This window comes from Salinivibrio kushneri (assembly GCF_027286325.1).
Taxonomy (GTDB): domain Bacteria; phylum Pseudomonadota; class Gammaproteobacteria; order Enterobacterales; family Vibrionaceae; genus Salinivibrio; species Salinivibrio kushneri_A.
In genome coordinates this window covers 379,511-401,893 of the sequence record NZ_CP114588.1, presented here as the reverse complement: position 1 = coordinate 401,893, position 22,383 = coordinate 379,511, and the positions used below count along the sequence as shown (strand labels likewise).

The window sequence follows — 22,383 nt, the reverse complement described above, 5'->3', positions numbered from 1 at the left end:
AGGTTTATACCCAGAAGGTCCCATGTTGATATTCTCATCACCGTTATTCATTTTTTTTGCTGGCTTATTTGGCCTGATTATCGGTAGCTTTTTAAATGTGGTCATCGCACGTTTGCCCATCATGATGGAACGTCGTTGGCGTCAAGAATGCTTGGCGACGTTTCCCGATGCTGGCATTGACGCGCCTGATGCGCAGCGTTTTGATTTGTGTCTCCCCGCATCTCACTGTCCGGCCTGCAAGCAAACCATTCGCTGGTATGACAATCTCCCGCTTTTCAGTTGGCTGGTTTTAAAAGGCCGCTGCCGTCATTGCCAACACTCCATCAGTAAACGTTATCCATTGGTTGAGCTGACCAGCGCGATGCTTTGCATGCTCCCCGCATGGCTTATTCCCTCACCAGCATGGGCCATCGCGGTGATGGGGGCCAGCCTGACTTTACTGGCGCTGACCCTCATTGATTGGGAAACCCTGTTGCTGCCCGACCAACTCACCTTACCCTTAATGTGGGCAGGGATAGGCCTCGCCCTCACCGGCATCAGTCCTGTCACCCTCAGTGAGAGTGTCATTGGCGCCATGGTTGGTTATGTGAGCCTCTGGAGCCTCTTCTGGGCATTCAAGCTCACCACCGGCAAAGAAGGGATGGGGTATGGAGACTTTAAGCTTTTTGCGGCTTTGGGGGCTTGGGTCGGTTGGCAAGCCTTACCGCTACTGATTTTAGTCGCCTCACTGAGTGGCGCCATCGTCGGAGCACTATTGCTGCGCCAACAACGAAAAAGTCTGCAACACGCATTTGCCTTCGGTCCATTTATTGCGGTCGCAGGCTGGCTAAGTCTGCTTTGGGGCGATAGCCTGTTATACTGGTACCTTTCACAGATTTTGGGAGTGCGCTAATGGCCGTTGTGGTCGGGTTAACCGGAGGGATTGGTAGTGGAAAAACCACGGTTGCCAACCGTTTCGCCGCCAAGGGTATTGATATTATTGATGCCGATGTGATCGCCCGCGAGGTGGTTGCCCCCGATAGTGACGGCCTGGCCGCGATTGTTGGGCGCTTTGGCACGCCGGCATTAACCCCAGATGGCAGCCTAGATCGTGCTTGGCTTCGTGAGCGGGTGTTTAGTCATCCAAACGATAAGCAATGGCTCGATAACCTGCTTCATCCCATGATCCGCCAGCGCATGATCCAAGCCTGTGCGCAAGCCAATTCAGCGTATTGTTTGCTTGTGGTGCCCTTGTTAGTAGAGAATAACCTGATGTCATTGACGCAACGGGTGTTGGTCGTCGATGTGGACGAGCAAACACAAATCGCTCGCACGCTCGCGCGTGATCACGTTAGCGAACAACAAGTTCACGCGATTTTGGCCGCACAAGCCAATCGCGCACAACGCCTCGCCGTCGCCGATGATGTGATCGATAATACGCAAACCGAAGCGGAACTTGATCGACAAGTTGATGCCTTACATCACATGTATTTAACCTTGGCAACTCAGGCAAACGCCGACCCATAGTCGGACAGGACAGCTAAAACGCTTATGACCAGCCTCACTTTGTATGAACACCCACTCAATGAACAGGTGCGAATTTACTTGCGCCTGGAGTATCTGCTCGATCAACTGGACGAAGTGAGCGGGCTTTCCGCACCCTGCCACCATATCCAATTTTTCCGCAGCTTATTTGATCTACTGGAAATTTTAGAGCAGGTGCAAGTGAAAGCGGATCTCGCCAAGGACTTGGACAAACTCAAGAAAAAACTCAAAGCATGGGCTGACGTGCCCCAGGTTGATCAGACACAGCTCAATCAGCTCCTCGACCAACTTGGCGAGCATCAACGCGCGGTATTACAGGCCAAGCGCTTCGGCCAACCGTTAAAAGAAGACCGTTTTTTAACCAGCATCAAGCAGCGCTTTTCTATTCCTGGTGGTAGCTGTAGCTTTGATCTACCCAATTTCCACTACTGGCTTCATCAACCGCTTGCCGCTCGTCAAAGTGCGATTCAGGCCTGGATGGAAACCCTGGCACCATTACGTCACGCTTTGGCGTTCTGGCTGCAACTCACACGTGAAAGCGCACACGGCGGCACAGCGACGGTTCAACAGGGTTTCTACCAACAAGAAGCGGACGGGGCTTGCTTGATACGACTCAAAATTTCCCCCGACCTTGGGGTCTACCCGTTAGTATCTGGACACAAAAACCGCTTCGCGATCCGCTTTATGCCATTTGACGACGATCACGAGGTCGCCGACAATATGTCTGTTCATATCAGTGTTTGTTAAGGAGATCCACGTGAGTGATGCCCCTACCGTTGTCCAATGTCCAACATGCCAACAGCCTGTGGTTTGGGGAGAGATCAGCCCACATCGTCCATTTTGCAGTAAACGCTGTCAGCTGATTGATTTGGGCGAATGGGCCAGTGAAGAAAAAGCTATCCCCGGTGCCCCTGACCTTTCGGATGATGATCTCTGGTCAGAAGGGCAGCACGAATAAACGTTCTGCCCCTGTCCACTTTTCTACAATGCCTCTCCTCTCTCGCGCTCAGAACCGAGCGCGAATTTTTTCTAATACCGCATCGTTGGCATCGGGAAACGGATAGTTATCCAATTCGGCAATCGGTGCCCAAATACCCTCTTGCCCCTCACAGCCTTGGGGCTCACCGTCAAAGTCACAGACCAAGAAAAAATCCAAACTTAATGCTTTGTCGGGAAAGTCAAAGTCTAACGATATAAAGGGGCTGACCGCTTTTGCAGTAATCCCAACTTCTTCGTTTAATTCTCTTAACAATGCGCGTTGCGGGGTTTCACTCCCTTCAATTTTTCCGCCAGGAAACTCCCACTTTCCCCCTTGATGGGCGTGAGCATGACGGCGAGTGATAAAGACTTTGTCTTGTGTCGGATTAACAATAATGCCAGCGGCAATACTTACCCGTTTCATGGCCTCTCCTGATAATAAAAAAAGGCCGATAAACGGCCTTTTTGATAACGCATGGTCAGGGCTTAGATTCTACCGTGACATTGCTTAAATTTCTTCCCTGATCCACAAGGACAAGGCTCATTACGACCGACTTTGCGACCATCACGCACCACGGTCTCGTTGCCACCCTGTTCGGCGCTGTCGCTATCATCAAACTGGTTATCGGCTTGCGCATGGTTAACTTGCTGCTTTTGCGCAGCCTGCTCAGCACGTGCTTTGCGCTCAGCTTCCATACGCTCAACGTCGTCCGGCTGTTGCACGCGGACACGGCTGAGCGTTGTCACCACATCGGTTTTCAGCGCTTCTAGCATCCCCTCAAACAGCTCAAACGATTCGCGCTTGTACTCTTGTTTCGGGTTCTTTTGTGCATAGCCACGTAAGTGAATACCTTGACGGAGGTGATCCATCGCCGCGAGGTGCTCTTTCCAAAGCGTATCCAAGGTTTGCAGCATCACCGCTTTTTCAAAGTTACGCAGGGTTTCTGCCCCTACCGCCTCTTCTTTGCCTTTATAAACCTCAATCAGAGCAGTCAGAATGCGCTCGCGCAGTAACTCTTCGTAGAGTTTGTCGTCTTCATCCAACCATTGCTGAATCGGCAGTTCGAGATCAAAATCCGCTTTAAGGCGCTTTTCAAGGCCAGCAATATCCCACATTTCTTCTAGTGATTGTGGTGGTATGTACTGGTTCACAATGTTATTGACCACATCCTCGCGGTTGTGCTCGATCATTTCGCTGATATCTTCAGAAACTAAGAGCGCATCACGTAGCTCGTACACCACTTTACGCTGGTCGTTGGCGACATCATCAAATTCGAGCAGTTGCTTACGAATATCAAAGTTACGCCCTTCCACTTTGCGTTGCGCGTTTTCAATGGCTTTGTTGACCCATGGGTGCTCAATGGCTTCGCCTTCCGCCATCCCTAATCGTTTCATCATGTTAGAGACTTTTTCTGAGGCGAAGATCCGCATCAAAGAGTCTTCCATCGACAAATAGAAACGGGTTGAACCTGGGTCACCTTGACGGCCGGCACGACCACGTAGCTGGTTATCGATACGACGTGATTCGTGACGTTCAGTACCAATAATATGTAAACCGCCGGCTTCAACGACCTGGTCATGAAGCTGCTGCCACTTCTCCTTCGCCGCTTCTACTTGCGCGTCGGTCGGGTTTTCGACATCACCCAGCACTTGTTTCCAGCTGCCACCCAACACGATATCGGTACCACGACCGGCCATGTTGGTAGCAATTGTCACCGCACCCGGGTAACCGGCTTGCTCAACAATATCCGCTTCATGGGCGTGGAATTTAGCATTAAGCACCTGGTGCTTGATGCCGTCTTTTTTCAGCGCATTGGACAGTAATTCAGATTTTTCAATCGACACCGTCCCGACCAACACCGGCTGACCGGCTTTAGAGCGTGTCTTGATGTCTTCCGCAATAGCGGCGAACTTTTCTTTTTCGGTCATGTAGACCTGATCGGCGTGATCTTTACGCACCATTGGCCGGTTGGTCGGGATAACCACGGTGTCTAGGCCATAAATAGACTGGAACTCAAACGCCTCGGTATCCGCGGTCCCTGTCATGCCTGAGAGTTTGTCATACAAACGGAAGAAGTTTTGGAAGGTGATCGAGGCCAGAGTTTGGTTCTCGTTTTGAATCTTCACCCCTTCTTTGGCTTCCACCGCCTGGTGTAAGCCTTCCGACCAACGACGTCCCGGCATGGTACGCCCAGTGTGCTCATCCACGATGATCACTTCATCGTCTTTAACGATGTAATCAACGTCGCGCTCAAACAAGACGTGCGCGCGTAATGCGGCATTAATATGATGAATCAGGCTGATATTGGCCGGAGAGTACAGGGTATCATCCTCTCCCATCAAGCCGTTTTTCTTGAGCAAGTCTTCGACAAACTCTTGCCCGTTTTCGGTCATGTACACTTGCTTGGCTTTCTCATCGACCGTGAAGTGGCCATCACCTTGATAATCTTCGGTATCTTCTTGCTCTTGCTGTTTCAAACTTGGGATCAAGGCATTGATACGCTGATACATCTCCGAGCTGTCTTCTGCTGGCCCAGAAATAATCAGAGGCGTACGCGCCTCATCAATGAGGATCGAGTCAACCTCATCGACAATCGAGAAATAGCGATCGCGTTGCACACGGTCTTCTGCGCGAAATGCCATGTTGTCACGCAAATAATCAAAACCGAATTCATTATTGGTACCGTAAAGTACATCACATGCGTAAGCCGCTTTCTTCGCTTCTGGTGGCATGTTAGGCACATTAACGCCAACCGTCATTCCTAAAAACTCAAACAGCGGACGGTTGGTTTCAGCATCACGTTCCGCCAAGTAATCATTCACCGTCACAATGTGAACCGATTTACCTGTCAGTGCGTTCAAATAAGAAGGTAGCGTCGCGGTCAGGGTTTTACCTTCACCGGTGCGCATTTCTGCAATTTGGCCATTGTGAAGCACAATACCGCCAACCATTTGCACGTCAAAGTGGCGTAGGCCAAACACACGTTTGGACGCTTCTCGTACAGTGGCAAAGGCTTCAGGAAGGAGGTCATCAAGCGCAGCCCCTTGGTCAAGGCGCTCGCGGAATTCAACGGTTTTTGCTTTTAACGCATCATCATTCAATGCTTCAAATTGGGGTTCGAGTTTGTTGATTTCATCAACAACTTTTCGCAGCCGACGCAAGGTGCGGTCATTACGGCTTCCGATAACTTTAGTCAGGACTTTCGATAACATGGCGTTGCCGGTACTCTTTTTAATGGTTTTCCCACATGGGCGGCCGCTACACAGCCTCTATGCTGGCGTGTTTCAGTTCAAACGCGGGTTGGCTTAAGCTCATCGATTCAACACTAGATGCCAAAACGCATCTTCTTTAAGTGGAGCCCAATTGGACAGAATTCAAGGGCGATAACGCCACTTCACAACGATTTCCACGTGACTGAATGTAAATGTGGTAGATGGCACGGAAAAAATACGCTGCCATCGCCTAACCCATGCGACACTTACCTGTGAATGGTTTGTTCACTCTCTGGTGATCACCTCAGGACATACCGATATATCAACCCGGTAGGCTACATGCCGAGGTGGAGCATGTATGATAAGGTAAATTACTTTCACATCCTATGACAAATCCCATACTCAAGGGATCAATTAGTGAAAATTAGACGCTGTGCGCCCGTTCAGGCACCGGATTGATGAGAAAAAAGGCAGTTATCGCGCGATGAGAGACCACCGTCCCCGCTCTACCCTGCACCTGCTGGAGAGCGACCCTAACAATATTGCTCAGCGAGCGGTTGAGCTTGCGAAGCTAAACAAGCTGATCTTGGCGTTATTACCCGGTGAAACGTCTAAGGCTTGTCGCGTCGCGAACTATCGTGATGGCGTATTAGTGGTTGAGGCGGGCAGTGCCGCTTGGGCGATGCGACTTAACTATGAACGGCAGCACTTATTGTCGGTATTGCGTAATAAGGGTCTGGCAAGCCTGACAACCATTGAAGTGAAAATTAACCCGGCACTTGCGGCTGCCGATCGAGAAGACAAAGAAACAGCGCCGCCCCGCCACCTTAGCCAAGCCTCTGGTGAGCTACTGCGTGCGCTAGGTAACGGCGCCTCTCCCAAGCTAAAAGCACGGTTCGAAGCCTTAGCTAAACTCGCCGAAGATCAAAAAAAGCCAGAGTGACCTCTGGCTTTCTATATTATCAATTGCTTGGTATTCGCCGTTTACTTTGCCTCAGCGTTTACTTCGCCTCAGCATGGTGCATTGCGCCTTTACCGTGCAAACGCGCACTGAGCAGACTGAGGGTTAGGCCAAAACCATCCCCGGCTCCGCAAATGCCACTGGAGAAGTCTCCGTTTCTTCAAACGTAACCCACTCCCACGCTTCTTGGTCCGCTAACACCGCGCGCAGCAGTTTATTGTTCAGTGCATGGCCCGATTTATACGCACGCATTTCACCAAGAATGCTGTGACCACACATGTAGAGGTCACCGATAGCATCCAGCACCTTGTGCTTGACCAATTCGTTGTCAAAACGCAGACCTTCCTCGTTCAAGATGCGGTAATCGTCCAGCACAATGGCACAATCGAAGCTGCCACCCAGACACAGATTCTGTGACTGCAAGTACTCGATATCACGCATAAAACCGAAGGTACGAGCACGGCTTAAGTCTTTAATAAAAGACTGACTAGAGAAGTCCAGCACCAAGTTTTGTTGCTCTGATTCAATCGCGGGGTGGTCGAATTCGATAGCAAAATCAAGACGGAAGCCATTGTAAGGCAATAACTCCGCCCATTTGTCATCGTCTTCAATGCGAACAGGCTTTTTAATGCGAATGAACCGTTTTGGTGCGTTTTGGACGTCGATACCCGCAGACTGCAGCAAAAAGATGAACGGGCTTGAACTGCCATCCATAATCGGAATTTCTGGCGCGTCCACTTCGATAATAATGTTATCGATCCCCATGCCTGCAATCGCTGCGCTGAGATGCTCAACGGTTGAGATGCGAACACCCGCGTCATTGACTAAGGCGGTGCACAACATGGTGTCGCGCACATCCTCAGGGTTAGCCGGAAAATCTACCGGCGGCTCCATGTCTGTGCGACGGTAAATCACACCGGTATTGGCAGGAGCCGGACGCAGAGTAAGCGTAACCTTACGCCCAGAGTGGAGACCCACACCAGTCGTTTGGACCATACTTTTCAATGTTCGCTGTCTAATCATCGGCTTATCTCAACTTTTTCTCAAAAAAGTGTGCTCTGCGTCACTCATTACCCTGTCACCTTAGACAAGGGGAGCGTGATGGTAGCACATCACTGGCTACAAACCAAGCAATTGCGATTAGTCAGCTTGTTTACGCAAAAACGCAGGAATATCGAGATAATCATGCTCGGTCTGCGATTTTGGTGCTGCATTCGATGATGCAGCAGCAGGCTGCTCTTTCGCCGCAGGGTTTGCACTTGCCGCCTGTGGTTTCTCTTGCAAAGGCTGTGCCTTTTTCGGCTCTGCCTGTGCTTGCCCAGACTGTGAATTGGTGACCAAGGTGATATCTGGCTTGCGCTCATTACCAATCCCGGTTGCCACCACAGTCACACGCAGCTCATCGCTCATCTCTGGATCCATCGATGTACCGATCACCACTGTTGCATTGTCTGATGCAAACGCTTTGACGGTATTACCCACGGTCTCAAACTCATCAAGACGCATATCAAAGCCTGCGGTAATGTTCACCAGCACACCACGCGCGCCAGCAAGATCGATATCTTCAAGAAGCGGGCTAGAAATCGCCATTTCTGCTGCTTCTTCGGCACGGTCTTCACCGGTTGCCACGCCGCTACCCATCATTGCGTGTCCCATTTCTGACATCACAGTGCGTACGTCAGCAAAGTCGACGTTGATGTGGCCTGGGCGAGTGATCAACTCAGCAATCCCTTGCACAGCATTACGTAGCACATCATTTGCTTTGGCAAAGGCATCGAGCAAGGTGATCCCGCGACCTAACACCTTGAGCAGTTTTTCGTTCGGGATCGTGATCAGCGAGTCAACATTTTTTGACAGCTCTTCGATACCCTGCTCTGCAAAGGCTAATCGCTTCTTACCTTCAAAGCTGAATGGTTTGGTCACTACAGCAACGGTCAGAATGCCCATCTCTTTCGCGATTTCCGCGATGACCGGCGCGCCGCCTGTCCCTGTACCACCGCCCATTCCGGCTGCGATAAATACCATATCGGCACCTTCGAGCTCAGCTTTAATCGCATCGCGATCTTCAAGGGCAGAATCTCGGCCTACTTGTGGGTTTGCCCCCGCACCTAGGCCTTTAGTGATGTCACCACCAATTTGAATGACCGTACCTACGCTGCTTTTACGTAGTGCTTGGGCATCCGTGTTAATGCTAATGAAGTCAACCCCTTCGATTGACTCACGCACCATATGCTCAACGGCGTTACCACCGCCACCGCCAATGCCGACGACCTTAATCACCGCATCGTCAGACATTTCCATCATCGGTTCAAACATGAGTTCTCTCCGTCCTTCCTGTTCGCATCAGGGTTAAAATTCTTTCTTAAACCAGCTACTCAGCTTATTAATCCAGCTAGCCACAGCCCGCTTTTGTTCTGGTTCACTCGTTTCTGTCAGCAAGCTTTCTTTGCCGTAGTGTAAAAGCCCAACCGCGGTTGCATAACAAGGCGCTTGCACGTAGTCGGTCAATCCTGTGACATTCACCGGTTGTCCCACTCTCACCTGGTTTTGGAAAACACGTTCTGCGCATTCAACCAAGCCGTGCATTTGTGATGCACCCCCAGTGAGCACAATCCCCGCTGCCATTTGATGTTTAACACCATCGCTACGCAACTTCTCTTGGATAGCGACCAGCTTTTGGTTCACCAATCCTAGGAGCTCTGAGCAACGCGGCTCAATCACCTCTGACAAGGTTTGTCGCTGCAATGTCCTTGATGGGCGTCCTCCCACACTTGGGACATTGACTTTGGCGTCCTTGTTCACCAGCTCACTCAATGCACAGCCATATTTCACTTTAATGTCTTCTGCATCGGCCAGCGGTGTGCCAAAGGCATACGCGATATCACTTGTAATCACATTGCCCGCATAAGGGATCACCTCGGCATGGCGGAGGGCGCCTCCTGTCCATACAGCAAGGTCCATGGTGCCGCCACCGATATCGACGACACAGACACCCAACTCTCGCTCATCCGGTGTGATCACGGCATGGCTTGCTGAAAGCCCGGAGAAAATCAGTTGATCAACGCTAAGACCACAACGTTCGACTGCTTTCTCAATATTTTTTGCGGTGTCATTGTGACATGTGATGAGGTGCACACTCGCTTCCATCCTTACCCCGGATAACCCGAGCGGATTTTTGATCCCTTCTTGATAATCAATTTTGTATTCTTGTGGGATCACATGCAGCACGCGCTGCTCATCACTGATTTTGACCGACTTCGCGGTATGAATCACATTGTCTATGTCGTCTTGGGTAACATCTTCGTCCGATATTGTCCCCATTCCTCTCTCAGTTTGGCAGTGAATATGCTTCCCTGACAAAGAAAGATAGACAGAGCTGATCTGGCAATCTGCCATCATCTCGGCTTCATTCACCGCTCGCTGAACAGATTTAACCACAGACTCTAAGTCGTTCACGCCACCTTTATCCATACCGCGCGACGGGCTGCTGCCCACACCCAGCACATTGATGGTGCCATCTGGCAGCACTTCACTGACCAAGGTAGACACTTTGGACGTACCGATATCGAGCCCAACTATCAGTGACTTGTCTGTCGTTTTATTCATTCAACCATCTCTTAATTTTGGCTATTCGCGTCGTCTGCCTCTGTTTTCCAGCCTACCGCTGCCCCTGTGTCATACCGCAAATCTACATAAGCAATGGCTTTGTCTTGCGCCTTTATCCGAGGGTATAAACTGACCAGTCGCGCCAGCCGTTCTTGTCGAGCTTTACGCCCTAACTCAATCCGTACGCCATCTCGTGTCACAATGCGCCATGAGCGCCGTTTGTTCAGTGATAACGCCTGAATTGATAAGCCAATTCGCTGTAATTTACGTTCGAGCTCTCGGCTCGTTCGCAAGACTTCTTCCGATGTGCCGGTATTGCCATGTAACGACACCAGCTTTTTATCGGCGACATCTTGCGGGGCACCATTGAAAACCGTCCCGGCTGGCGTCAGCAATTTTTGCCCGTTCCAAATCGCGCTAGCCTGGTATTCAGTAATATGTACCTTTAAGGTATCGGGCCACTGTTTCCTTACCGCAACCTGTTTCACCCACGGGAGTGCCTCAATATTCGCTTGGATGCGATTCACATCCTGCAGCATAAAGCTTTTTAGCTCGCCGCCTGACAACACCGCTTGGCGAACTTGATCAACACTGACATGTGTTTGGTCACCTTCCATCACCAGTTGCGACAAGGGGAGCTGCTGCTCATCACTCATCCAATCAATCACACGGACAATCCCCAGCAACATTAGGGTAATGACCCCAACCAGGAACGCGAGTGACGCGCCTTTTTGCCGATCCAGTTTTATCACTGTTTGTACGCGTGTCAGGGCATTGACCATGCTCATACCTATCTTATCGCCTTGTGTCGATGCGACTTGACACTCACAGCGAAAAAACCGAATGATTATAGCGATCCTGCGTGACGCTCTCCAACCCAAAGATGCACTTTCATCACTAAGCTGGGATCGATTGCGCGCCATTTTCCCACAAAGACGATAAAAACCGATGTTTGTTCTCGCAACAACCGATACTGACCGCTATTTTTATCTCGTCAGCTACTATTTATTGCGCCATTTTAGCCTTGTCTAGCTGCTTTGCCGCTAAATTTTTTGCCACTTTACCAATATCACCCGCGCCTTGTGTTAAAACCAAGTCATTAGGTTGCAGCACGTTGGCCAATGCAGAGGGTAATGCCTCAGCATTAGGCACAAAAATAGGATCCAGCTTACCGCGCGCGCGAATGCTACGACATAAGCTTCTACCGTCAGCACCTGCAATCGGCGTTTCTCCCGCCGAGTACACATCCAACATCAGCAACACATCCACTTTTTCCAACACATTGGCAAAGTCATCATAAAGATCGCGTGTCCGGCTGTAACGGTGTGGCTGAAAAATCATCACTAAACGATGATCTTGCCAGCCTGCTCGCGCCGCTTTAATGGTAACGTCCACTTCACTGGGGTGATGACCATAATCGTCCACCAGCAAGGCCGTTCCCTCATCCACCGCAAACTCACCGAGCTGATCGAAACGTCGACCCGTACCAGCAAAATTGGCCAAGGCGCGTAAGATTGCGTCATCGTCCACACCATCTTCGGTTGCAACCGCAATCGCTGCTGCCGCATTGAGCGCATTATGTTGGCCAGGAGTGTTCAAACGGATAGTTAGCGTTTGGCGATGAGGGCGTGTCACTTTAAACACACCGCACTGCCCATGCTGATGGTAATCATGTAAACATACATCGGCATCGTGCGAGAACCCGTAGGTGATCACTTGCCGCCCAATCGCGGGGATCAATTCACGCACCACAGGATCATCAATACACACCACTGCCAAACCATAAAACGGCAGATTGTGGAGAAAGTCGATAAAGGTCTGCTGCAACTTCGCAAAGCTGCCGCCATAGGTATCCATATGGTCAGCTTCTATGTTGGTGACAATCGCCACCATTGGCTGCAGGTGTAAAAAAGAGGCATCACTTTCATCCGCTTCTGCAATCAAATAGCGACTGCTGCCTAACCGCGCGTTGGTCCCAGCACTTTTCACTAACCCGCCATTGACGAACGTGGGATCCAGTCCCGCCTCGGAGAAAATCTGAGTGACCATCGCGGTGGTGGTGGTTTTGCCGTGGGTGCCGGCAACGGCAATTCCGTGCCGATAGCGCATTAATTCGGCAAGCATTTCCGCCCGACGCACCACAGGAATGCGCGCCGCCTTTGCCGCTTCCACTTCCGGGTTATCCGGTTTAATGGCTGTCGACACCACCACAACACTGGCTTGTTCGACATGGCTCGCTTGATGCCCGATAAAAATCTGCGCCCCCATGGATGCCAATCGCTCTGTGACGATATTCTGTGCAAGATCCGAGCCGGTTATTTGGTAACCTTCATTAATCAGCACTTCAGCAATACCACACATGCCTGCACCACCGATCCCCACAAAGTGGATCCGCTTAACCCGGCGCATTTCCGGGATCATGGTGCGAATTTTTTCCAGCTGCTGATTATCCAATTTACCCATTCTCTATTCTCTATTTGTTGGCGTGCGTGACGATGACGTCCGCGACACGGGCATCTGCATCAATGATGGCCGCCTCTCGCGCTGCCGTCGCCATCGCTAATAAGCGCGGACGGTCAAGCTGGTTAATTGTCTCAGCCAATGTGCTCGCTGTCAGTGATGGCTGTTCAATCATTAAAGCCGCACCGCGGGTGACTAAGTAGTCACCGTTGAGAGCCTGTTGCCTATCTGCGTGCATGAAGGGGACGAAAATCGCCCCAACGCCGGCCGCCGCCAGCTCAGAAACCGTCAATGCCCCGCTGCGGCAAATCACCACATCCGCCCACGCATAGGCCTCGGCGACATCATCAATAAATTCACTAACTTCAACGTCGCTGACTCCGGCTTGCTGATACGCATCACGTGTGTGGTTAGCGTTATGCTTGCCTGCTTGGTGGCGAACCGTGACCGCTTGCTCGGTGAGCGCAATAGCCTCTGGCACCGTTTGATTAAGGATCCGCGCACCTTGACTGCCTCCCATGACTAAGACACGCAAGGCGCCTTCTCGCTCACTCAAACGTTGCTCGGGCGCAGCAAGATCGCACACGTCTCGACGTACAGGATTACCGACCACTGTCGTGCCATCGAAGGCGCCTGGAAACGCTTGCAATACTTGCTTGGCTACCTTAGCCAGCCAGCGGTTGGTTAACCCTGCCACCGCATTTTGCTCGTGCAGGATCACTGGCACACCACTTAACCACGCGGCAATCCCGCCTGGGCCACTGACATAGCCACCCATGCCTAATACAGCGTCGGGTTTAAAGCGCTTGATCACTTGCCGCGCTTGCCAAATCGCACTGACAATCATCCAAGGGGCTCGTAGCTTGCGCATCAGCCCAGATCCAATCAAGCCTTTAACACGAATAAATGCGATCTCGATGCCATATTTAGGCACCAAATCAGCCTCCATGCGATCAGCCGTCCCTAACCAGCAGATCTCCCAGCCTTGTTTTTCTAAATACTTGGCAACCGCGAGCCCGGGGAACACATGGCCACCGGTACCACCCGCCATCACTAATAATCGTTTTTTACTCATTATTCTGTTCTTTACCTTGATAAGGGTTTCGTTGATGCGCTTGCGAGGTGGCCAGGCGGTACTCGTGGTCAATACGCAATAGCAAAGCAACTGCCACTGCCATGGTCACCAGACTGGATCCGCCGTAACTGATCAAGGGCAATGTGAGACCTTTGGTTGGCAACATACCAGCGGCAGCGCCTACATTGACCATGGTTTGAAACGCAAACCAAATCCCAATTCCGAAGGCGAGAAACCCACCAAATAACTGCGTTTGCTCTAGGCAACGCTTGCCAATAAACAAGGCTTTAAACACCAAGTAAAAAATCAGACACAAAATCACACTGACGCCCACCAAGCCAAGCTCTTCGGCAATCACCGCAAACACGAAATCGGTATGGGCTTCTGGCAAGTATTCCAGTTTTTGAATCGAGTTACCTAGCCCTTGTCCAAACCAATCCCCGCGCCCAAATGCCATTAAGGATTGGGTTAGCTGATAGCCACTGCCAAACGGGTCTTGCCATGGGTCTAAAAAGGCAGTGACGCGGCGCACCCGGTAAGGCTCAGCGACAATCAAGCCCCCGACCAAGGTCAACCCGGTGATCAGCAGTGCAATAAACTGCCACAGCTTCGCCCCTGCAATAAATAGCATCCCCACGGTGGTAACAAACATCACCACCACCGAGCCTAAATCAGGTTGCGCCAACAATAAGCTTGCGAAGAACAAGAGCACTGCCAAGGGCTTAGCAAAACCACGAAAATGTTCACGCACTTCACCATGGCGACGTACCAGGTAGCCAGCCAGAAAAACAAACAAGGATAACTTGGCAATCTCTGCGGGCTGAATGTTGATCCCGGCAATCGAAATCCAGCGCGCCGCGCCGTTAACAGACCGACCAATGGCGAGGACCGCCAGCAGCAGCAGCGACGAAAGCAATAACATATAGCCGCTATAACGCTGCCATAATCGCACTGGGATATACATCACCACCACGGCCGCAATGATGGCGACCGTCAGATAAAAAGCATGACGCTTAGCAAACAAAAACGGGGCATCGGCCAGCCTAAGTCCAACCGGTAAAGACGCCGAGGTCACCATGACTAACCCAATAACCATTAACAGCAGCGAGGTCCAGACTAACTGGCGGTCGTACAACACCCCAGGAGATGGTGTGCGTAGCCACTGCCAGCAATATTGGGGAAGTCGGCTTACTGTCATGCGTGCCTCGCGATCATCGATTCTACCTCGGCGATAAAGGCATCCCCACGAGCAGCAAAATTAGTGAACTGATCCAAGCTTGAACAAGCGGGTGATAACAACACCATATCTCCGGCACAGGCTTGATGCGCTGCAGCATCGACCGCTTGGTGCAGCGTTTCCACACACTGCGCCGAATTATCGAGCGCCGCCAACTGCGTTTGATCTTTGCCAAAGCAGTAAAGCGACACGTCCAGCGTCGCCAACACAGGTTGCAACAGACTAAAGTCCGCGCCTTTACCATCGCCCCCGACCAACAGGTGTAACCGCCCTTCAATATCTAGGCCATCGAGCGCGGCCAGGGTACTGGCCACATTGGTGGCTTTTGAATCATTGACCCAAAGCACGCCCTGGTGCTCGGCGACCTTTTGACAGCGGTGCGGGAGGCCGGCGTATGTACTCAGTGCCGATTTTTGCCCCTGCTGACTGATGCCAACACTGTCAGCCAATGCCATCGCCGCCAGCCCATTCGCCACGTTATGACGTCCCACCAGCCCCAGCGAAGAGACAGGCAATAATGGCTGGCCGTGCGCCGATAGCCACGCTTCACCTTGGTGAGTGATAAGGCAGTAGTCACCTTGATGAAAACCAAACAGACGCATGGAGGAGGCGCTGTTTGTTTGCAGACCCTGGCGTGTTTGCAGATCATCGTGCGTTTGCGGATCATCGGCATTGGCAATCAAAGTGGTCGCATGGGTAAAAATACGACACTTGGCGGCACGATAATCAGCCAAGCTGTCGTACCTATCCATATGATCTTCTGAGAAATTCAAAAAGGCCGCGCCATCTAGAACCAGCGAGTCAGTGGTCTCGAGTTGAAAGCTGGACAGCTCTAACACATACAGCTCGTGACCGCGGTCGAGCAAATCTAACGCCGCGACACCGATATTGCCACCCACCCCGACGTCAATCCCACTCGCTTTCGCCATTTCGCCCACCAGCGCCGTGACAGTGCTTTTACCGTTGGAGCCGGTGATTGCCACTACTGGCTTATCGCAGTACCAGGCAAATAGCTCAATGTCTCCCACAATAGGCGTAGCCGCTGCATGGACTGGCGCCAACGCTGGCGTCTGCAGCGAGATCCCTGGGTTAATCACCACCAAATCGGCATCGGCTAACCACTGCGCCTGCCAACTGCCTGTGTGCAACTCGACGTTATCTGGCAGTTGGTCTTGCCCCGGTGGCTGCGCGCGCGAGTCCATCACACGGATGCATGCCTTAGGGTGACGGCGTGCAATAAAATGCACCACCGACAGGCCGGTCACACCCAAGCCCATCACTACGATATGGCGAAACTCGGTTAATGAACGCTGGCTCGCGGCTGACATGATTAGCGTACCTTGAGTGTGGCCAGTGCAATCAGCACCAGCATCAACGAAATAATCCAAAAGCGCACGATCACGCGCGGCTCCGGCCAGCCTTTTAGTTCATAGTGGTGATGGATCGGCGCCATGCGGAAAATACGTTGGCCACGCAACTTATAAGAACCAACCTGTAAGATCACTGAGACCGTTTCCATCACGAACACTCCGCCCATGATGATCAGTAGCAGCTCTTGACGCACCAATACGGCGATAGTGCCGAGCGCGCCGCCGAGTGCCAGCGAGCCTACATCACCCATGAAGACTTGCGCCGGATAGGTGTTAAACCACAAAAAGCCAAGGCCAGCACCGACAATCGCGGCACATACCACCACCAGCTCACTGCTGTATTGGATATACGGAATATGCAAGTAGCTGGCAAAGTTGACGTTCCCGGTAGCCCAGGCAATAAAGGCAAACCCACCGGCGACCATCACCGTGGGCAGAATCGCCAATCCATCTAGGCCATCCGTCAAGTTTACCGCATTGCTGGTGCCGACAATCACAAAATAGGTAAAGACCACATAAAACAGGCCAAGTTGCGGCATTACGTCTTTGAAAAACGGCACCACCAACTGAGTGGCCGCGGTGTCTTTTCCGTGCGCATACAGCGCAAACGCCACCCCTAAGGCAATGGCGGATTGCCAAAAGTACTTCCAGCGCGCCACCAAGCCATCGGTATTTTTGCGCACCACCTTACGGTAATCATCGACAAAGCCCACCGCGCCGTAGCCGAGCAATACCACCATCACCGCCCACACATAAGGGTTAGCTAAGTCTGCCCATAAAAAGACGGTTAAACTGATGGCAGCAACAATCAGCACCCCGCCCATGGTTGGCGTGCCACGCTTGCTAAAGTGAGACTCAGGGCCTTCTTCGCGTACCACTTGGCCAATTTGCATCGATTGTAAACGTTTAATCAAACGCGGTCCGGCCCACAGCGAGAACAGTAACGCCGTCAAGGCACTGACAATTGCCCGAAACGTGAGGTATTCAAACAAGCGCATTGAAGGTAAAAGGTTTTGTAACGCCTCCGCTAACCATAAAAGCATTAGCAAGCCTCCTTGATGGCGGTAACCACGGCTTCCATCGCCATTCCGCGAGCGCCTTTAATTAAAATTGTGTCTGGTGTGTGTGTGTTCATCATGGCTACTACATGCGCGATTAGCGCCTCTTTACTATCAAAATGGTCGCCGCCGCAGCATTCGCTGATCACACGGCTATCGTTTCCGGTCGTGAAAACACGGTCTAACTGTGCCTTTTCAGCATGTTGTCCCACTTCACGGTGCATTTGTTCACTGTATTGCCCCAGCTCAGCCATGTCCCCCACAATGAGCCAGCGCTCCCCAGGGTAGCTGGCCAGTACATCTATTGCTGATTTCATCGCCGGCACACTGGCGTTATAGGTATCATCAATCAACCGCAACCCCGGACGAGGCTCTGTCACCTGAGTGCGTCCCGCCACGTTTTCTACGGAGGCGAGGCCGTTGACCACATCGTCCAAACTCACCTCCGGTAGCTGCATCGCCGCACAACCGGCCATCAATGCATTGGTGATGTTGTGCACCCCGGGTAATGGCAAGGTGACCGTTTTTTGCATCTCGCCATCACTGAGGGTGATTTGATAACAGCCTGCATCGGTGAGCACGCTCTCTATTAATCTCAATGGCGCAGCCTCGGTGTCAGTGACGGGGATCACCTGCTTGTCAGCCAAGACCGCTTGCCACTTTTCGTCGCCGTGGCTGTGCTGATTGACCAGAGCAATGCCACCTTCTGGCAGACCTTGGTAGATCTCTCCTTTGGCAATTGCCACTCCTTCCAGCGAGCCAAAGCCCTCAAGATGTGCCGCAGCCAGGTTGGTCACCATAGCGATATCCGGTTTCACCAACGCGGTGGTATAAGCGATTTCACCAATATGATTCGCGCCCAGCTCAATCACCGCATACTGGTGCTCAGGGGTCAGCCGGAACAGAGTCAGCGGCACACCAATATCATTATTAAAATTGCCTGCAGTGGCTAAGGTCGGGCCTTTTTGTGTCAGAATAGCTGCCAGCATTTGCTTTACCGTGGTTTTACCGCAGCTGCCGGTAATGGCAATGGTGGACACCTGACACTGGCTTTTTACCCACGCGCCCAGCTGGCCAAGCGCGATACGTGTGTCCTCCACCAGCAATTGAGGGATCGCCACATCCAGCGGACGCTCGACCACTATCGCCGCCGCACCGGCCGCTTTGGCTTGATCCGCAAAGTCATGGCCATCAAAGCGCTCCCCTTTTAAGGCAACAAACATCGCCCCTTCGCCAAGCTCGCGGGTATCTGTGGTAATGGCATCAACTTGAGGGCTCGCCGGTATCAACTCACGTTGTAAAATCGTCGCGTTCACCGCGTGCGCGAGGGTATCGAGTGAGGTCCGAATCATGATAACTCCTTGAGTTGCGCCGCCACCGTCTCTCGGTCGGAATAGTGCACCTTGCCGTCCGCTAAAACTTGATAATCTTCATGGCCCTTGCCTGCGACTAAAACAATATCCTCGGCTTTGGCTTGGCGAATAACCTGGCTCACCGCGCCGGCGCGATCGTGTTTTACCCATGCGCGCTCTGGCGTCTCCATGCCCGCAAGCATGTCTTGAGTAATGGTCTCAGGGTCTTCGCTACGTGGGTTATCGTTGGTCAATACCACATGATCGGCGTGCTGCTCAGCCAAACGGGCCATTAATGGCCGCTTGCGTGTATCACGGTCTCCGCCACAGCCAAAGATGCACCACAGCGCACCGTTACAATGGCGACGCAAGGCAAGCAGCGCTTTCTCTAACGCATCGGGCGTGTGAGCATAATCAACCACGACTGTCGGTTTGTCAGCGGCGAGAAAAACCTCCATCCGCCCCGTGACAGCTTGCAGCTGCGGGCTCACGGCCAATAACGGCGCCAGTGGATAGCCCAGCCCTAATAAGGTGGCCAAGCTCACCAGCAAATTGCTGACATTAAAATCTCCCACCAAAGCAGCATGAATTTCGCCTTGCCCCCAGGATGAGTCGATCTGCACCCGTACACCATCGCTGGCATAAGCCACCGATGTCGCGCGCACAAATCGGCCTGCATGGGCATCCAGTGAAGCTGCATCCATGGCGACCGCAATCGCCTCGGGCCATTGCTGTAGCCAGGTGCGACCAACACTATCATCCGCATTGATGACTTTAAGTGGCGAACCTAACTCAAACAGTTGTTTTTTCGCCTCGGCGTAGGCATCCAGTGTGCCGTGATAATCAAGGTGATCATGGCTTAAATTGGTAAACACCGCCGCATCAAAAGCAAGGCTGGCGACGCGTCCTTGTGCTAGGCCGTGCGATGATACTTCCATCGCCACATGGCTGGCCCCTTGCTGAACAAAGTCTGCCAGCTGGGCTTGAATGCTAATTGCGTCCCCAGTGGTGTTTTCGGCCGCTTTCAGCGCGCCGATAAAACCGTTGCCTGTGGTGCCCATCACCGCCGTGCGCTTATCTAACGATTCAAGCCACTGAGCAATCAGTTGTGACACCGTGGTTTTGCCGTTGGTCCCAGTCACACCAATCACATGCAAGTGCTGTTGGGGGTCGTGATAAAAACGGGCGGCCATCGCAGACAGTGCATGGGGTAAGGCGCACACAGTGATCACTGGGACTTGGCCGTGCCAGTTTACCTGGTCATGTTCGCCTTGTTGCACCACGGCCGCTGCGCCTGCCTCAATCGCAGCCTGAATAAACTGACGACCATCGACCTGATGGCCTTGCACCGCCACGAACACATCGCCATCACCGACGCAGCGACTGTCGAGTGTCATCTGTTTTACTGGGACGCTCGGCGCATCTACCAGCCACGGACTCAGCCATTGGTTTAAATCATTCATTCTGGTTCACTTCACTTGCATACTTAGCCACTTGCAACCCAGGGCCTGTGCCCGCATCCGGTGCAATGTTTAAGATCTGGAGTGCGCTTTTCATCACATCAGAAAACACCGGCGCCGCGACCTGGCCACCATAATACTTGTCGCCTTGAGGCTCGTTGATCACCACTACCATCGCCAGTCTGGGATCACTAATCGGTGCCAGCCCCGCGGTATAACCGATATACTCATCGCCATAACCACCTGCCACCGCCACTTTGGCGGTACCGGTTTTCGCGCCGACCCGATAACCATCCACCGCGGCACGGCGTGCGCTCCCGCCTTCTTGGGTCACGCCCTCTAGCATTTGCAGCACTTTATACACATTCGCACGCGAGGCGACTTGTTTCCCCTCAGTGACCCCCTCGCGCTTTAAAATACTTAGCGGTCGATTGATGCCCAACGAGCCGAGCGTGGCATAGGCACGCGCCAGTTGCGCCGGCGTCACTGACAAGCCATAGCCAAAGGCCAGCGTCGCCCGTTCAAAGTCTGACCAGCGGCGGCGTGAGGGAAAGTGTCCTACCGACTCACCAACCAACTCGACGCCAGTACTTGCCCCCAAGCCAAAGCTGCCGTATTCACCCAATAAGGTTTCCACGGGCATCGCCAACGACAGCTTACTGACACCGATGTTGCTCGATTTTTTGAGGATCCGCGCCAGGTTGGCTTTACCCACTTTGGAGACGTCGCGCACACGACTGCCGCCGATTTGCATGATGCCATTGCCGGTATCAATCACGGTGTCCATATCCGCGACACCGTTTTCCAACGCGGTGAGCACCACAAAGGGCTTCATGGTGGATCCAGGTTCAAACACGTCAGTGATCGCGCGGTTGCGCATATTAAAGCTTTTCAGCGAGCTGCGATTATTAGGGTTATAAGAGGGGGCGTTAACCATCGCCATCACTTCGCCAGTTTTGACATCCACCATCACCAACGAGCCAGACGTGGCGCGATAGTCGGCCACCGCTTGCTTAATCGCACGATAGGCGATGGCTTGCAAACGCTGATCGATACTGAGCGTGAGCGATTGACCTTCTTTTTTGTCTTCAGTGGCAATATGTTCAACCACACGACCAAACCGGTCTTTGCGCACGGTGCGCTTGCCATGCTCTCCGGCAAGCCAGTCATCAAAACGCCGCTCAATGCCTTCCAGACCATGACCGTCAATGCCTGTCATCCCCACTAAGTGGGCACTTACCTCAGCACTAGGATAAAAGCGACGAGACTCGGCTTTCAGTCCCACGCCGGGCAAGTCTAGCTTGTTCACATACGCGGCCATCGCTGGACGCACTTGGCGCTGTAAATAAATAAAACGCCGCTTACGGTTCGCTTGAATCTTGTCAATCAACGCCTGGCGGTCTAGACCCAGCACGTCGGCCAGTGCATACCAGCGCTCAACGTTGTTGAGCCCTTGGTGTTTAAACACCGTCACCGGATCGGCCCACACCGCCTGTACGGGGACACTGACCGCCAACGGCTCACCTTGGCGGTCTTCAATCATCCCACGAGCAGAATGCACTTGTTCAACCCGTACTGAGCGCAAGTCACCCTCATGACGCAGCCTGTCGGGCTCAATGACTTGGATATACGCCGCACGTGCCACCAATGCAACCAAGGCAAACGCGATAAACACGCAAATAAGGCCAAAGCGCCACTGTATCAGCACAGGTGGCGCTTTCGGCGTACGGCGATTGGCAGGCTTGTTAGAACGTTTTTTCACCGGCTATTACTCAAAGACCGTTTGACGATCACTTCGTTATCACTGGTCGGTCGAATCATGCCAAAAGACTCACGCGCAACTGCCTCGACATGGCTATGTTCAGATAACGCGTTTTCTTCTAGCAATTGATTTCGCCACTCCACTTCAAGCGTTTCGCGCTGCTCAAGCAACGCATCTTGTTTGGCAATCAAACTGCGCGTCGATTGCGTCATCGACACCACAGCGATCGCTGATATCAGCACCGCGACCAACAAACCCAACGGCAACTTGCCGATGGCCAGTACGTCCTGACGAATTTGTTTAGCAAGGCTTGGCCGCGGCTCCATG

At 52.4% G+C, this 22,383-nt stretch carries 20 protein-coding genes; 5 read left to right on the top strand and 15 right to left on the bottom strand.

Translation table 11 applies throughout. From position 1 onward, the window contains the following. The first annotated feature begins 22 nt into the window (after nucleotides 1–22). The 4 genes from N8M53_RS02030 to yacG are packed head-to-tail and all read left to right on the top strand — an operon-like array spanning nucleotide 23 to nucleotide 2,482. The gene (locus tag N8M53_RS02030; protein ID WP_269579290.1) at nucleotides 23–892 is read left to right on the top strand and encodes a prepilin peptidase; all 870 of its coding nucleotides are present in this window, start codon (nucleotides 23–25) and stop codon (nucleotides 890–892) included. After that, nucleotides 892–1,506, top strand: coding sequence for a dephospho-CoA kinase (gene coaE / locus N8M53_RS02025; RefSeq protein WP_269579289.1), 615 nt, complete (start codon nucleotides 892–894; stop codon nucleotides 1,504–1,506). Before N8M53_RS02030 ends, coaE begins: the two co-directional genes overlap by 1 nt. A 24-nt stretch (nucleotides 1,507–1,530) precedes the next feature. Then, nucleotides 1,531–2,271: a cell division protein ZapD gene (gene zapD / locus N8M53_RS02020; protein ID WP_269579288.1), complete on the top strand. Its 741-nt coding sequence runs from the start codon at nucleotides 1,531–1,533 to the stop codon at nucleotides 2,269–2,271. Nucleotides 2,272–2,281: 10 nt separating this feature from the next. After that, nucleotides 2,282–2,482: a DNA gyrase inhibitor YacG gene (yacG, locus tag N8M53_RS02015; RefSeq protein WP_269579287.1), complete on the top strand. Its 201-nt coding sequence runs from the start codon at nucleotides 2,282–2,284 to the stop codon at nucleotides 2,480–2,482. 48 nt (nucleotides 2,483–2,530) lie between these two features. On the opposite strand, the gene mutT is transcribed toward yacG, so the two are convergent. Both mutT and secA read right to left on the bottom strand, forming a co-directional pair. Next, the gene (gene mutT / locus N8M53_RS02010; RefSeq protein WP_269579286.1) at nucleotides 2,531–2,926 is read right to left on the bottom strand and encodes an 8-oxo-dGTP diphosphatase MutT; all 396 of its coding nucleotides are present in this window, start codon (nucleotides 2,924–2,926) and stop codon (nucleotides 2,531–2,533) included. A 62-nt stretch (nucleotides 2,927–2,988) separates the two neighbouring features. Next, the gene (secA, locus tag N8M53_RS02005; RefSeq protein ID WP_269579285.1) at nucleotides 2,989–5,715 is read right to left on the bottom strand and encodes a preprotein translocase subunit SecA; all 2,727 of its coding nucleotides are present in this window, start codon (nucleotides 5,713–5,715) and stop codon (nucleotides 2,989–2,991) included. Between the two features lie 484 nt (nucleotides 5,716–6,199). Between secA and N8M53_RS02000 the strand changes: the two genes are divergently transcribed. Continuing rightward, nucleotides 6,200–6,658: a DUF721 domain-containing protein gene (locus N8M53_RS02000; RefSeq protein WP_269579284.1), complete on the top strand. Its 459-nt coding sequence runs from the start codon at nucleotides 6,200–6,202 to the stop codon at nucleotides 6,656–6,658. A 123-nt stretch (nucleotides 6,659–6,781) separates the two neighbouring features. On the opposite strand, the gene lpxC is transcribed toward N8M53_RS02000, so the two are convergent. The 13 genes from lpxC to ftsL all read right to left on the bottom strand — a co-directional run bounded on the left by lpxC (nucleotide 6,782) and on the right by ftsL (nucleotide 22,382). After that, on the bottom strand, nucleotides 6,782–7,699 hold the full coding sequence (gene lpxC, locus N8M53_RS01995) for a UDP-3-O-acyl-N-acetylglucosamine deacetylase (protein ID WP_077578710.1): 918 nt from the start codon (nucleotides 7,697–7,699) through the stop codon (nucleotides 6,782–6,784). 117 nt (nucleotides 7,700–7,816) lie between these two features. Then, a complete protein-coding gene (ftsZ, locus tag N8M53_RS01990) occupies nucleotides 7,817–8,992 on the bottom strand; it encodes a cell division protein FtsZ (protein WP_269579283.1) in 1,176 nt (391 codons plus the stop codon). A gap of 33 nt (nucleotides 8,993–9,025) precedes the next feature. Next, complete coding sequence (ftsA, locus tag N8M53_RS01985) at nucleotides 9,026–10,282, bottom strand: cell division protein FtsA (RefSeq protein WP_046073971.1); 1,257 nt, start codon at nucleotides 10,280–10,282, stop codon at nucleotides 9,026–9,028. Between the two features lie 11 nt (nucleotides 10,283–10,293). Then, on the bottom strand, nucleotides 10,294–11,070 hold the full coding sequence (locus N8M53_RS01980) for a cell division protein FtsQ/DivIB (RefSeq protein WP_269579282.1): 777 nt from the start codon (nucleotides 11,068–11,070) through the stop codon (nucleotides 10,294–10,296). A 217-nt stretch (nucleotides 11,071–11,287) separates the two neighbouring features. Further along, nucleotides 11,288–12,745 (bottom strand): UDP-N-acetylmuramate--L-alanine ligase, encoded by a 1,458-nt coding sequence (murC, locus tag N8M53_RS01975; RefSeq protein WP_269579281.1) that lies wholly within the window; start codon nucleotides 12,743–12,745, stop codon nucleotides 11,288–11,290. Between the two features lie 10 nt (nucleotides 12,746–12,755). Then, nucleotides 12,756–13,820 carry an undecaprenyldiphospho-muramoylpentapeptide beta-N-acetylglucosaminyltransferase gene (murG, locus tag N8M53_RS01970; RefSeq protein WP_269579962.1) on the bottom strand — a complete coding sequence of 355 codons (1,065 nt, stop codon included), beginning with the start codon at nucleotides 13,818–13,820 and terminating at the stop codon, nucleotides 12,756–12,758. Beyond that, a complete protein-coding gene (gene ftsW / locus N8M53_RS01965) occupies nucleotides 13,810–15,015 on the bottom strand; it encodes a cell division protein FtsW (RefSeq protein WP_269579280.1) in 1,206 nt (401 codons plus the stop codon). Before ftsW ends, murG begins: the two co-directional genes overlap by 11 nt. Beyond that, entirely contained in the window at nucleotides 15,012–16,382 is a 1,371-nt protein-coding gene (gene murD, locus N8M53_RS01960; protein ID WP_269579279.1) for a UDP-N-acetylmuramoyl-L-alanine--D-glutamate ligase, read from the bottom strand. The genes ftsW and murD overlap by 4 nt, the downstream gene beginning before the upstream one ends. 2 nt (nucleotides 16,383–16,384) lie before the next feature. Next, a complete protein-coding gene (gene mraY, locus N8M53_RS01955; protein WP_046073965.1) occupies nucleotides 16,385–17,467 on the bottom strand; it encodes a phospho-N-acetylmuramoyl-pentapeptide-transferase in 1,083 nt (360 codons plus the stop codon). After that, nucleotides 17,467–18,834 carry a UDP-N-acetylmuramoyl-tripeptide--D-alanyl-D-alanine ligase gene (locus N8M53_RS01950; RefSeq protein WP_269579278.1) on the bottom strand — a complete coding sequence of 456 codons (1,368 nt, stop codon included), beginning with the start codon at nucleotides 18,832–18,834 and terminating at the stop codon, nucleotides 17,467–17,469. Before N8M53_RS01950 ends, mraY begins: the two co-directional genes overlap by 1 nt. Beyond that, entirely contained in the window at nucleotides 18,831–20,297 is a 1,467-nt protein-coding gene (gene murE / locus N8M53_RS01945; RefSeq protein WP_269579277.1) for a UDP-N-acetylmuramoyl-L-alanyl-D-glutamate--2,6-diaminopimelate ligase, read from the bottom strand. The genes N8M53_RS01950 and murE overlap by 4 nt, the downstream gene beginning before the upstream one ends. Further along, the gene (locus tag N8M53_RS01940; protein WP_269579276.1) at nucleotides 20,290–22,056 is read right to left on the bottom strand and encodes a penicillin-binding transpeptidase domain-containing protein; all 1,767 of its coding nucleotides are present in this window, start codon (nucleotides 22,054–22,056) and stop codon (nucleotides 20,290–20,292) included. Before N8M53_RS01940 ends, murE begins: the two co-directional genes overlap by 8 nt. Then, a complete protein-coding gene (gene ftsL / locus N8M53_RS01935; protein ID WP_269579275.1) occupies nucleotides 22,053–22,382 on the bottom strand; it encodes a cell division protein FtsL in 330 nt (109 codons plus the stop codon). Before ftsL ends, N8M53_RS01940 begins: the two co-directional genes overlap by 4 nt. Nucleotide 22,383 lies beyond the last annotated feature (1 nt).

What these genes read in the sequence shown, in the direction of transcription:
- N8M53_RS02030 (WP_269579290.1), top strand. Translation starts at nt 23, where the DNA reads ATGTTGATATTCTCATCACCGTTATTCATTTTTTTTGCTGGCTTATTT.
- coaE (WP_269579289.1), top strand. Translation starts at nt 892, where the DNA reads ATGGCCGTTGTGGTCGGGTTAACCGGAGGGATTGGTAGTGGAAAAACC.
- zapD (WP_269579288.1), top strand. Translation starts at nt 1,531, where the DNA reads ATGACCAGCCTCACTTTGTATGAACACCCACTCAATGAACAGGTGCGA.
- mutT (WP_269579286.1), bottom strand. Translation starts at nt 2,926, where the DNA reads ATGAAACGGGTAAGTATTGCCGCTGGCATTATTGTTAATCCGACACAA.
- secA (WP_269579285.1), bottom strand. Translation starts at nt 5,715, where the DNA reads ATGTTATCGAAAGTCCTGACTAAAGTTATCGGAAGCCGTAATGACCGC.
- N8M53_RS02000 (WP_269579284.1), top strand. Translation starts at nt 6,200, where the DNA reads ATGAGAGACCACCGTCCCCGCTCTACCCTGCACCTGCTGGAGAGCGAC.
- lpxC (WP_077578710.1), bottom strand. Translation starts at nt 7,699, where the DNA reads ATGATTAGACAGCGAACATTGAAAAGTATGGTCCAAACGACTGGTGTG.
- ftsZ (WP_269579283.1), bottom strand. Translation starts at nt 8,992, where the DNA reads ATGTTTGAACCGATGATGGAAATGTCTGACGATGCGGTGATTAAGGTC.
- ftsA (WP_046073971.1), bottom strand. Translation starts at nt 10,282, where the DNA reads ATGAATAAAACGACAGACAAGTCACTGATAGTTGGGCTCGATATCGGT.
- N8M53_RS01980 (WP_269579282.1), bottom strand. Translation starts at nt 11,070, where the DNA reads ATGAGCATGGTCAATGCCCTGACACGCGTACAAACAGTGATAAAACTG.
- murC (WP_269579281.1), bottom strand. Translation starts at nt 12,745, where the DNA reads ATGGGTAAATTGGATAATCAGCAGCTGGAAAAAATTCGCACCATGATC.
- ftsW (WP_269579280.1), bottom strand. Translation starts at nt 15,015, where the DNA reads ATGACAGTAAGCCGACTTCCCCAATATTGCTGGCAGTGGCTACGCACA.
- murD (WP_269579279.1), bottom strand. Translation starts at nt 16,382, where the DNA reads ATGTCAGCCGCGAGCCAGCGTTCATTAACCGAGTTTCGCCATATCGTA.
- mraY (WP_046073965.1), bottom strand. Translation starts at nt 17,467, where the DNA reads ATGCTTTTATGGTTAGCGGAGGCGTTACAAAACCTTTTACCTTCAATG.
- N8M53_RS01950 (WP_269579278.1), bottom strand. Translation starts at nt 18,834, where the DNA reads ATGATTCGGACCTCACTCGATACCCTCGCGCACGCGGTGAACGCGACG.
- murE (WP_269579277.1), bottom strand. Translation starts at nt 20,297, where the DNA reads ATGAATGATTTAAACCAATGGCTGAGTCCGTGGCTGGTAGATGCGCCG.
- ftsL (WP_269579275.1), bottom strand. Translation starts at nt 22,382, where the DNA reads ATGGAGCCGCGGCCAAGCCTTGCTAAACAAATTCGTCAGGACGTACTG.